The organism is Telluria sp. AC161 (assembly GCF_979258535.1).
Genome location: NZ_OZ409861.1, coordinates 2942571 through 2953435, shown reverse-complemented (window position 1 = coordinate 2953435; position 10865 = coordinate 2942571). Strand labels below are relative to the sequence as shown.

8 protein-coding genes and 1 pseudogene are annotated in these 10865 nt (G+C 66.3%); 6 read left to right on the top strand and 3 right to left on the bottom strand.

All coding sequences use genetic code 11. The features are described from left to right. Positions 1-157: 157 nt before the first annotated feature. From ACZ0AJ_RS13260 to ACZ0AJ_RS13240, 5 genes are read left to right on the top strand one after another with little or no spacing between them, the layout of a single operon-like run. Positions 158-1189 carry a LacI family DNA-binding transcriptional regulator gene (locus ACZ0AJ_RS13260; RefSeq protein WP_499454972.1) on the top strand — a complete coding sequence of 344 codons (1032 nt, stop codon included), beginning with the start codon at positions 158-160 and terminating at the stop codon, positions 1187-1189. A gap of 22 nt (positions 1190-1211) precedes the next feature. Further along, entirely contained in the window at positions 1212-2429 is a 1218-nt protein-coding gene (locus ACZ0AJ_RS13255; RefSeq protein ID WP_499455062.1) for an AGE family epimerase/isomerase, read from the top strand. Continuing rightward, on the top strand, positions 2422-3345 hold the full coding sequence (locus tag ACZ0AJ_RS13250) for a carbohydrate kinase family protein (RefSeq protein ID WP_499455060.1): 924 nt from the start codon (positions 2422-2424) through the stop codon (positions 3343-3345). Before ACZ0AJ_RS13255 ends, ACZ0AJ_RS13250 begins: the two co-directional genes overlap by 8 nt. Further along, positions 3345-5768, top strand: a complete 2424-nt coding sequence (locus tag ACZ0AJ_RS13245) for a GH92 family glycosyl hydrolase (protein ID WP_499456789.1) — start codon at positions 3345-3347, stop codon at positions 5766-5768. Before ACZ0AJ_RS13250 ends, ACZ0AJ_RS13245 begins: the two co-directional genes overlap by 1 nt. Before the next feature lie 35 nt (positions 5769-5803). Further along, entirely contained in the window at positions 5804-7084 is a 1281-nt protein-coding gene (locus ACZ0AJ_RS13240) for a sugar MFS transporter (protein ID WP_499454970.1), read from the top strand. A 3-nt stretch (positions 7085-7087) separates the two neighbouring features. Here ACZ0AJ_RS13240 and ACZ0AJ_RS13235 read toward each other — a convergent pair whose 3' ends face one another. Next, the gene (locus tag ACZ0AJ_RS13235) at positions 7088-7753 is read right to left on the bottom strand and encodes a response regulator (RefSeq protein WP_499454968.1); all 666 of its coding nucleotides are present in this window, start codon (positions 7751-7753) and stop codon (positions 7088-7090) included. Then, on the bottom strand, positions 7750-9270 hold the full coding sequence (locus ACZ0AJ_RS13230) for an ATP-binding protein (RefSeq protein WP_499454966.1): 1521 nt from the start codon (positions 9268-9270) through the stop codon (positions 7750-7752). The genes ACZ0AJ_RS13235 and ACZ0AJ_RS13230 overlap by 4 nt, the downstream gene beginning before the upstream one ends. A gap of 200 nt (positions 9271-9470) precedes the next feature. Here ACZ0AJ_RS13230 and ACZ0AJ_RS13225 point away from each other — a divergent pair. After that, a pseudogene (locus ACZ0AJ_RS13225) lies at positions 9471-9751 on the top strand (DUF427 domain-containing protein). 39 nt (positions 9752-9790) lie between these two features. Here ACZ0AJ_RS13225 and ACZ0AJ_RS13220 read toward each other — a convergent pair. After that, entirely contained in the window at positions 9791-10687 is an 897-nt protein-coding gene (locus ACZ0AJ_RS13220; RefSeq protein ID WP_499454965.1) for a LysR family transcriptional regulator, read from the bottom strand. Positions 10688-10865 lie beyond the last annotated feature (178 nt).

The following is a 10865-nucleotide window of genomic DNA, read 5'->3' as shown; positions in this document are numbered from 1 at the left end:
GCTCCAAAGGCGCGGCTGTTATAAAACGCACTGGAACAAGGCGCGCCGGATGCCATCCGGACGACGCAAAAAACGCCCGCAGAGGCGTTTATTAAACCAACGATTGGAGACCGATCATGTCCATGATCACGATGCCCGGCATGCCGGAGGCGCACCTGTGAGCCAGGTCACGCTGCGCCACATCGCTAGTGCCACCGGGCTGTCCATTGGCACCGTCTCGCGCGCGCTGAAGAACCAGGGCGGCATGACGGAGGCCACGCGCACGGCCGTGCGCGACGCGGCGCTGCGGCTGGGTTACGACTTTTCGCTGCTCAAGAAAGGCCGGATCCGCCGCATCGCCTTCCTGCTCCACAGCCAGCACAACACCCTCACGTCCAGCCCCTTCTTCACGCCCGTGCTGCACGGGGCCGAAGAAGCGTGCCGGCGCGAGGGCATTGCGCTGTCGCTGATCGTTGTCGGACCGGCCGAACCGGTGCTGGAGCAGATCCGCCTGCACCAGCCTGACGCGATCCTGTGCGCCGGCTTTTTTGAGCCGGAAATCCTCACCGCCCTGCAGCAGACCGGCAAGCCGATGGTGCTGGTCGACATGCACCGGCGCGGTTTCACGTCGATCAATCCGGACAATATCAGCGGCGGCTACCTCGCCACGCAGCACCTGCTGCGCGTCGGGCGCAAGCGCATCGCGATGCTGTCGGGGTCCCTGGCCCACTACAGCATCGGGCAGCGCAACCGCGGCTTTCGCCAGGCGCTGTTCGACGCCAAGATGCATGCCGATCCGAGCCTCGAAGTGAGCGTGCCCACCATGGGCGAGGGCGACGACGGCGTGATCGAGGCGATGCGCAGCCTGCTGGCGCTGCCCAAGCGGCCGGACGCGCTGTTCTGCTACAACGACAGCACGGCGCTGGTCGCGATGAAGTACTGCCTGGGCGAGGGCCTCAAGATTCCCTACGACCTCGCCATCGTCGGCTTCGACGACATCGCCGCCGCCGCTGCCGCCATCCCGCCACTGAGCACCGTGCGCGTGGACAAGGAAGCGCTGGGTCGCGCCGGCGTCGATGCGCTGCTCGCCAAGCCCGAGCTCCAACAGACCAACTCTCAACAGTCCGGCCTCCAGCAGAGCGACGTGGACGCCACCCAGATAACCCTGCCAGTCGAGATGATCGTGCGCGAGAGCAGCTACGACGACTAGCGAACAACCACCAGCCCCCACCATGACCACGTTCCCGAACTTTCGCAGCCCGGACCAGCTGCTCGACCACGCACGCCACACGATGCGTTTCTACCACCCGCGCGCGATCGATCCCGCCGGAGGCATGTTCCACTATTTCAAGGACGACGGCGCCGTCTACGACCCGCGCCACCGGCACCTGGTGAGCAGCACGCGCTTCGTGTTCACCTACGCGATGGCATACCGCCAGTTTGGCGATCCGGCCTACCTGGACGGCCTGCAGCACGCGGTGCGCTTCCTGCGTGACGCGCACCGCGCACCGGACGGCAGCGGCTACGCCTGGATGCTGGACGGCTGCGACGTCGAAGACGGCACCCAGCATGCCTATGGCCAGGCCTTCGTGCTGCTGGCGTATTCGCATGCGACGATGGCAGGGCTGGAAGAGACGCGCCCCTGGATCGGCGAGACGTTCGACCTGATGGAAGCGCGCTTCTGGAACGCGGCCGATGGCCTGTACGCTGACGAAGCAAGCCACGACTGGCGCACGCTGTCGACCTACCGCGGCCAGAACGCCAACATGCACGCGGTCGAGGCGCTGCTGGCGGCGCATCAAGCGACTGGCGAAGCACGCTACCTCGAGCGCGCCTATCTGGTGGCCAGCAACATCACGCAGCGCCAGGCCGCGCGCTGCGGTGGCCTGATCTGGGAACACTACGACGAACAGTGGCAGCCGGACTGGAAGTTCAACATCGACGACCCGGAAAACCTGTTTCGCCCGTGGGGCTACCAGCCAGGCCACTTCACCGAATGGGCCAAGCTGCTGGTGCAGCTCGAAGCGCGCGCCCCGGGCGTTCTGACGGATGACCTGAGCTGGCTGCTGCCGACCGCCGAGCGCCTGTTCAAGGTGGCGGTGGAGAAGGGCTGGGACAACGAGTTCGGCGGCGTGGCGTATTCGCTCGCGCCCGACCTGACCGTCTGCGACAGCCACAAGTACTTCTGGGTGCAGGCCGAAAGCGCCGCCGCAGCGGCGCTCTTGGGCACGCGCACCGGCAACGACGCCTACTGGACCTGGTACGAACGGCTCTGGCAATACAGCTGGAGCCACTTCGTCGACCACGAGCACGGCGCCTGGTACCGCATCCTGGACCGCGAGAACCGCAAGCTCAGTGACGAGAAAAGCCCGGCCGGCAAGGTCGATTACCACACGATGGGCGCCGTCTACGACATCGTCGCCGCGATGAAAGGAAACCGTCATGGTTGATGCGCCGTTCATGCTGTGCGCCGGCGAGGCGCTGACCGACATGATCCACCAGGGCGACGAACGCTGGGTCAGCCGCGTGGGCGGCTCGACCTGGAACGTGGCGCGTGCGCTGGCGGTGCTGGGCGAGCCGACGGCATTTGCCGGCGCGATCAGCCGCGACCGTTTTGGCGACGCGCTGTGGGCCGCCAGCGAAGCGGCCGGCCTGGACCTGCGCCTGCTGCAGCGCGTGGACCGCGCGCCGCTGCTGGCCGTGGTCGAGGGCGGCGAGCCGCCGCGCTACTTCTTCATCGGCGACGACAGCGCCGACCTGCATTTCGATCCGGCCGCGCTGCCGGCGGGCGCCTTCGACGGCCTGCGCTGGGCGCACTTCGGCGGCATCAGCCTGGCGCGCGAGCCGCTGGCTGCCACGCTGGTGGCGCTGGCGCGCACGCTGAAAGAGCGCGGCGTGTCGATCAGCTTCGATCCGAACTACCGCAACCTGATGGATGCGCGCTACACGCCGACGCTCGAAGCGATGGCTTCGCTGGCCGACCTGATCAAGGTGTCGGACGACGACCTGCGCGGCCTGTTCCCCGGCCTGGGTCTGGACGACGCCCTGGCGCGCCTGCGCGCATTCAACCCGGCCGCCTACTGCCTGCTCACGCGCGGCGGCCAGGGCGCGAGCCTGTTCCATGGCGACGAGCGCTGCCACGCGCTGGCGCCGAAAGTGGCGGTCGTGGATACGGTGGGCGCGGGCGATGCCAGCGCCGCTGGCCTCCTGCACAGCCTTGCACGCCATCCGCAGCGCACCTTGCAGGCGCACCTGCACGCCGCACTGGCGGCTGGCTCCGCCGCCTGCCTGCAGGCCGGCGCCACCCCACCGCCACCGGCGGCCATGCACCAACTGTTCGAACTGCTCGAAGGAGAAGCATCGTGATGCCGCATTTCCGTACCCGTTTCAGTGTCCCCACGCTGGTGCTGGCCTGCCTGCTGCCCCTGGGCGCTCCAGTCGCGCTGGCCGCCGACAGCATGCCGGTCAACACCTTCATCGGCACCCAGGATGAAGGCAATACCTTCCCCGGCGCCTCCGCGCCGTTCGGCATGATCCAGGTCAGCCCGATTGCCGACCACTACGCCGGCTACCGCTACAGCGACAAGCGAATCCGGGGTTTTGGCCACTCGTTCCTGTCCGGTGCCGGCTGCTGGGAGCAGGGCGGGCAGCTGTCGGTGCTGCCGGTCACCGGCACCATCGGCCCGGGCGGGGATTTCGACACCGCCAAGAAAGGCACGTTTGACCACAAGCGCTACGCCGCCGACTACACGCATGACGGCGAAGTGGGCCAGGCCGGCTACTACAAGGTCAAGCTGACCAGCTACGGCGGCATCACGGCCGAAGCGACCGCGCTGACCCGCGCCGCCGCCGAACGTTACACCTACGCGCCCGGCACCAAGACCGGCCACGTGCTGCTCAACGTGGCCCAGGCCAACGAGCGCCATGGCGTCATCGGCAGCGAAGTGCAGGTCGTTGGCGAGCGCGCCGTCGAAGGCAAGATCGTCACCCGCAGCTTCTGCGGCGGCGCCAAGTACACGACCTGGTTCCGCATGGAGTTCGACCAGCCGATCGCCGCCAAGGGCGTCTGGGACGACCGCGGCGGCTGGCCTGGCGCTGCCGGTCCAAGCCAGCAGGGCGAAGCCAAGCCGCATGGCGTGTGGCTGACCTTTGACCTGAAGAACGGCCAGGCCGTGACCGCCGTCAGCGCGATCTCGCACGTCGACGCCGAAGGCGCGCGCATCAACCTCGCGGCCGATGGCAAGGCCGGCGACAAGGCCCTGACTTTTGATGCCATGAAGACGAAAGCGCAGGCCACCTGGCAGCGTGAACTCAAGAGCGTGCGCATCAAGGGCGGCAGCAAGGATGACCGCACCGTGTTCTACACGGCGCTGTATCACGCGCTGCTGCAGCCGCTGACGGGCAACGACGCCGACGGCCGCTATCGCGGCTACGACGATGCGATCCATACCGCGAAGGACTGGACCTACTACGAATTCTTCTCGCTGTGGGACACCTACCGCGCGCAGAACCAGTTGCTGGCGCTGATCCGCCCCGAGCGCGCGCGCGATATCGCGACTTCGGTGCTGGCAATCCGCGACCAGGGCGGCTGGCTGCCACGCTGGGGCTACGCCAACTTCGAAACCAATATCATGACGGGTGACCCGGTCACGCCGTTCCTCGTTGACCTGTGGCGCTTCGGCGCGCTGAAGGGCCGTGAAGCCCAGGCCTACACCGCACTGCGCGAGAACGCATTCGGCGTGCCGGCCCACGGCATTCGTCCGCAAGGCCGTTCGGGCAATCCGAATTACATGAAGCAGGGCTTCGTGCAGTACGACCGCAGTTTTGTGTCGAAAGGGATGGACACCGACCCGCACCACGGCGCCTCGGCGACGCTCGAATACGCGCTGGCCGATGGCGCGCTGGCCGAGATGGCCAAGGCGCTTGGCCACGAGGACGATGCCCGTGTGCTGGCGCAGCGCGCGCTGAACTGGAAAACCATCTGGGACGCCAATGCTGTTGATGAACCGACCGGCCAGCGCGGCTTCCCGCGCCCACGCCTGATCGACGGCAGCTGGTTTGCCGACGTTGGCAGCGGGTTCGACCCGCGTGGCGACCATGGCTTCCATGAAGGCACGGCGTGGCAGTACCAGTGGCTGGCGCCGCAGGACGTGCCGGGCCTGGCGGCAGCGATGGGCGGCCACGCGCCGGCCCTCGGCCGCCTCGACCAGTTCTTCGATTACGACGCCGTGCTGGCCGACCCCAACGCCGTGCGCAAGTCGTGGGTGGTGGGGCCGTACAGCTACTACGCCCAGTTCCGCTACAACCCGAACAACGAGCCGGACCTGCACGCACCGTGGATGTACACGCTGATGGGCCAGCCGTGGAAGACGACGACCGTGCTGCGCGCTGCCGAGACGCTGTTCACGAATGGTCCGGGCGGCGTGACGGGCAACGATGACCTGGGCACGATGTCGGCCTGGTACCTGTTCAGCGCACTGGGCATCTATCCGGACATGCCGGGCAGCGGCCGCTTCCTGCTGCACGCGCCGCGCTTTGCCGGCGCCGAGATCGACCTGGCCCAGGGCCGCACGCTGCGCATCGACGCCGCGGGCGCCAAGCCGGGTCAGCGCGGCTTCGTCAAGTCGGTCAACTACGGCGGCCGCGCGGTGGAACGCGTCTGGCTCGACTGGGAGCAACTGCAGTCGGGCGGCGCGCTGAAGTATCAGCTGGCGCCACAGCCGGATGCGCAGGGCTGGGGCACACGTGCCCGCGACCTGCCACGTCCGCCCGCAGGCATGGCCCGCTAAGCACCCGACCACAATAACAATCATCAGGAGACAGCATGGCCAATATGGCAACGGGCGCGGCACCAGTCGCGCGGCAGGACGGTCCCCCCGGGACGCAACAAGGCAGTAACACGGGGGCGCTCGTCATCGTCACCATCCTGTTCTTCATGTGGGGCCTGATCACGTCGCTCAACGACGTGCTCATTCCGCACCTGAAGGCGGTCTACACGCTGACGTATGTGCAGGCGATGCTGGTGCAGTTCTGCTTCTTCGGCGCGTATGCGATCGTGTCGCTGCCGGCCGGCGCGCTGATTCGCCGCATCGGTTACCAGAAAGGCGCCGTGACGGGCCTGCTGGTGGCCGCAGGCGGCTGCACGCTGTTCTATCCGGCCGCTTCCGGTGGCTACGGCATGTTCCTGCTGGCGCTGTTCGTGCTGGCCTCGGGCATCACGGTGCTGCAGGTTGCGGCCAATCCGTATGTCGCGGTACTGGGGCCGGCGCGCACGGCGTCGAGCCGGTTGACGCTGACGCAGGCGTTCAATTCGCTTGGCACGACGATCGGTCCGGCCGTCGGTGGGGTGCTGATCCTGTCGGCAGCAGGCGCCGCGGCCGTAGCGGGTGCCGATCCGGCCGCCGAAGCGGCCAGCGTGCGCGGGCCGTACCTGATGCTGGCTGGCCTGCTGGTGGTGCTGGCCGTACTGTTCCTGATGGCGAAGCTGCCAAAGATTGTCGCGGCCGATGACGATGGCACGCCGGTGGCGGGTGCCGCCGGCTCGGTGCTGGCGCATCGCCACCTGGTGCTGGGTGCGATCGGTATCTTCCTGTACGTGGGCGCTGAAGTGAGCATCGGCAGCTTCCTGATCAACTTCATCGGCGAGCCGCAGATCGCCGGTCTGGCACACGCCGACGCCGCCCATTACGTCAGCATCTACTGGGGCGGCGCCATGGTGGGGCGCTTCATCGGCTTTGCCGTGATGCGTGTGGTCAGCCCTGGCAAGACGCTGGCGTTCAACTCGGTGGCGGCAATCGTGCTGGTACTGGTTGGCACGTTCGCGCAGGGTGACATCGCGATGTGGGCGATCCTGGCGGTTGGCCTGTGCAACTCGATCATGTTCCCGACGATCTTCAGCATGGCGCTGCACGGCCTGGGCAAGCACACGGGCCAGGGTTCCGGCATCCTGTGCATGGCCATCGTCGGCGGCGCACTGGTGCCGTTCGCGCAGGGCGCGCTGGCCGATTCGCTGGGCGTGCAGATCTCGTTCCTGCTGCCGGCCGCCTGCTATGCGTTCATCCTGTACTTCGGCGCCCGTTACGCGTCGATGTACGCGCCGAAGTAAGCTTCACATGTCGTAGCGGTAACCCAGGCCGTAGATCGAGCGGATCGGCTCCAGCCCCGGCGCCGCACCGTCGATCTTGCGCCGCAGGTTCTTGACATGGCTGTCGATCGCGCGGTCGGTGGCGTCGAGATTGTCGGCGCGGGCCGCGTCGAGCAGCTGGGCGCGTGACAGCACCTGGCCCGGCCGGCGCGCAAGCGCGGCCAGGATCGCGTATTCGCTTGGCGTCAGGTCGAGCGCGCGGCCGTGGATCCTGGCGCTGCGGGCGGCCTCGTCCAGCAGCAATGCCTCTGGCGTTGCCCCGGCACTCCCGGCGCGGCGCAGGATCGCCTTGATGCGCGCCATCAGTTCGCGCGGGCTGAACGGCTTGCACAGGTAGTCGTCGGCGCCCAGTTCCAGTCCCAGCAAGCGGTCGATTTCTTCGACCCGCGCCGTCACCATCACGATCGGCACCTCCGAAAACGCGCGCACCGCGCGGCATAGCGCCAGGCCATCCAGGCCAGGCAGCATCAGGTCGAGCACGATCAGATCCGGTGGCGCCGCGCGGATCGCGGCCAGGGCCTCTGCGCCGTCGCCATGCACGGTTGGGAGATAACCGGCCGCGCGTGCGTAGTCGGCGATCACGGCGGCCAGTTCCGGTTCGTCCTCGACGATCATGATTGTGCTGTTCATGGCATTTCCTGTTTAAGCAGCGGCAGCGGCAGCGACACGGTCACGCGCAGGCCACCCAGTGGCGAGTGGGCAAACGCCAGTGCGCCGCCTTGCGCGGCAAGCAGGCGCCGGCTCAAGGCCAGACCCAGGCCGGCGCCGCCATGCGCGCGGCTGCGCGATGCATCGACGCGGTAGAAGCGCTCGGCCAGGCGCGATAATGCCGCATCCGGCACGCCGGGCGCGCTGTCGTCGAGCGTCAGGTGCAACTGGCCGTCGTGCACCTGCGCGCTTAGCCGCACCGCGCCGCCGGGCGCCGTATAGCGCAGGCTGTTCTCGAACAGGTTGGCCAGTACCTGGCGCAGGCGGTCCGGGTCGCCCAGCACCTGTGATTGTGCTGGCGTCTGACCAGTTTCGAAGGTCAGGTTGGCCGCCTGGTAGCGCGCGCTGAAGGCCTGCGCTTCGGCGGTCGCCAGTTGCCACAGATCGAGCGGCACGCGCTGGCACGCCAGTTCGCCGACGTCGGCCCGCGCCAGCGCATACAGTTCGTCGATCAGCTTCGTCAGCGCGTGTACCTGTAACACCATCGCATCGACCGTGGCTGGTGTGGCCTGGCGCACGCCATCCTGGATCGCTTCGAGCTGTGCGCGCAGCACGGCCAGCGGCGTTCGCAGTTCGTGCGACGTATCGGCCACCCATTGACGACGCGCCGCTTCGGCCTGATCGAGCCGCTCTGCCAGCGCATTGAAGTGGCGTGCGAGGTCGCCCAGTTCATCGCTGCGCTGGACCGGCAGGCGCACGGTGTAGTCGCCCGCAGCCAGCGCGCCCGCGCCGCGCGCGAGACGGTCGATCGGGCGCCGGAAGTGGCGTGCCAAACCGATTGCCGCCAAAGCGCTGAGCACCAGGGCCAGCCCGCCGATCAGCCACAGGCTGCGCTGTAGCTGGTCGAGAAAGGCAAACGCCATCGCGTCGCTGGGCCGCGCGCTGCGCGCGACGCCGAGATAGCCGATCGTGCGGTCATCGACGGTGATCGCGCGCCGTGCCAGGGGCAGGTTGCCCGGCGGGCGGCCGGCGAGATACGCACCATTCGCATCGAGCAGGGTGATGCGTGTGTGCAGATCCGCGATGACGCCGGGTGGGGCGGGTGGGGGCGGTGGGAGCGGCGGCATGGGCGGGCCGGCTCGCGTGTGCAGGGGAGCGGCGGGTGCCGCAGGCGCTGCGGGGTCCACTGGCGGCACTGGTCTGACCGGCCCAACCGGCGGCACCGGCTTCCCGCGCACGGACTGCAGGCGCGTTAATTCGTCGCCGATCCAGTCGCGCCGGTCGTCACCGGACGGCAGGAACGTCCAGTCGCCATGCTGGCTGTACTGGCGCGCGACGGCGCCGGAGAGTTCATCGAGGCGATCCAGTTCAATCGCCACCGCATAGTCGCCGAAACTGCCCAGCACATTCTGGCGCAGCAGCAGCACGGCGGCGGCAGCCACCGTCAGCATGGCAAGGAGCACGGAAGCAAAGAGGCGGTGGCCGATGGCGATTTTCACGGGCGGGCAAGGAAGTGGTGACAGTGCATGGTAAGCCATCAGCATCGCGAGGCGGCATGTTGAGTGCGCACGAGGTTTTGCGACTACCTGGCCCAACGCCTTCCTGCGCGCACTCGTCGCACAAACATCCCCATCAACTTTCTCACGCAACCGGTGTAGACTGGTCCGCGCTTCAGATCCGAAGCGCTACCGGAGTGCATATGAAAGCAATATGGAATGGTGAAGTGCTGGCGCAGTCGAACGATACGGTCGTCGTCGAAGGGAACCACTATTTCCCCCCGCCTCTTTGAACCGCCAGTTTTTCAGCGACTCGAGTACGACAACCAACTGTCCCTGGAAGGGAACCGCGAGCTACTACAATGTCGAGGTGAACGGCAAGGTCAACAAGGATGCGGCGTGGGTGTATGCCACACCAAAATCGGCCGCGTCAAATATTACTGGCCACATCGCGTTCTGGAAGGGTGTGGATGTGCAGTCCTGACGCGATTCATTCGTTGTTTTGACAGGCAACTATCGACCCTTAGCAGACGTCGGTAAACAGTTCGGCTGTCCAATCGGCAAACGCGCGCATCGCCGGAGAGAGAAAGCGGCGGTGGGGGTAAAGTAGTGATACAGGAACAGGTGCTGGTCGCCAGTCGGCCAGCACCTCGACTAACTCTCCGTTCCGCAATTGTTCCGCCACCAGCATCTCTGCCAACTGAATCAGGCCGCGTCCGTCGATGCCAAGCTTGATGTAAAGCCCAGTCTCGTTGACTGCTACCTTGCCGGACACCGGAATGGCGACGCAATGCCCGTCTTCGACAAAATGCAGCTCACTTCCGCGCCGCGTCGTGCTGGAAAAGTAGTGGACAGCCTGGTGTGCTTGCAGATCCAGCAGCGTTTTGGGAGTCCCCTTTTCTTCCACATAGGACGGTGCCGCGCAAGTGACCCAGCGCAACGCCCCCAAACGACGCGAGACCAGCGTCGAGTCATTGAGGTTGCCGGTACGGATCACACAATCGACGCCATCCTGGATCAGGTCCACCTGGCGATCATTTATACCGATCATGAGATAGATATCGGGGTAGCGCTGCTCGAATTGCGCCAAACGCGGCAGGATCAAGGCATGCGCAATGCCCCCCGGCATATCCACCCGCAGCCGCCCATGCGGGCGCTCGGCAGAGCCGTTCAGGCTCGCTTCCGTGTCGTCAATCAGGTCGAGTATCTCGCGGCAACGGTAGAAGTACTGCTCGCCTTCCGGTGTCAAGCTGAGGTTTCTCGTTGAACGGTTGAGCAACCGAATTTGCAAATGTTTTTCAAGCCTTTTGATGATGCCGGTGACGGATGATGGCGGTAAGCCGAGCGTCTGCGCTGCGCGTACAAAGCTCTTGCCTTCGACGACCCGGACAAACACCTGCATGGCTTGTACGCGATCCATATGTTGTCCTGATAGCTATACAGAAAACGGCACTATAACCCACCATTGTTCGCATTTTCTGCACGGTGAAAACCTCCAGGACCACTTTTTCCGCATCGTTGCTCCCCCTATAGTGCAGGTATCAACGCTAGAGGAGAAATCAACATGTCCAACCAAGCCCGCCAATTATCGGTACCGC

What these genes read in the sequence shown, in the direction of transcription:
- ACZ0AJ_RS13255 (WP_499455062.1), top strand. Translation starts at nt 1,212, where the DNA reads ATGACCACGTTCCCGAACTTTCGCAGCCCGGACCAGCTGCTCGACCAC.
- ACZ0AJ_RS13250 (WP_499455060.1), top strand. Translation starts at nt 2,422, where the DNA reads ATGGTTGATGCGCCGTTCATGCTGTGCGCCGGCGAGGCGCTGACCGAC.
- ACZ0AJ_RS13245 (WP_499456789.1), top strand. Translation starts at nt 3,345, where the DNA reads ATGCCGCATTTCCGTACCCGTTTCAGTGTCCCCACGCTGGTGCTGGCC.
- ACZ0AJ_RS13240 (WP_499454970.1), top strand. Translation starts at nt 5,804, where the DNA reads ATGGCCAATATGGCAACGGGCGCGGCACCAGTCGCGCGGCAGGACGGT.
- ACZ0AJ_RS13235 (WP_499454968.1), bottom strand. Translation starts at nt 7,753, where the DNA reads ATGAACAGCACAATCATGATCGTCGAGGACGAACCGGAACTGGCCGCC.
- ACZ0AJ_RS13220 (WP_499454965.1), bottom strand. Translation starts at nt 10,687, where the DNA reads ATGGATCGCGTACAAGCCATGCAGGTGTTTGTCCGGGTCGTCGAAGGC.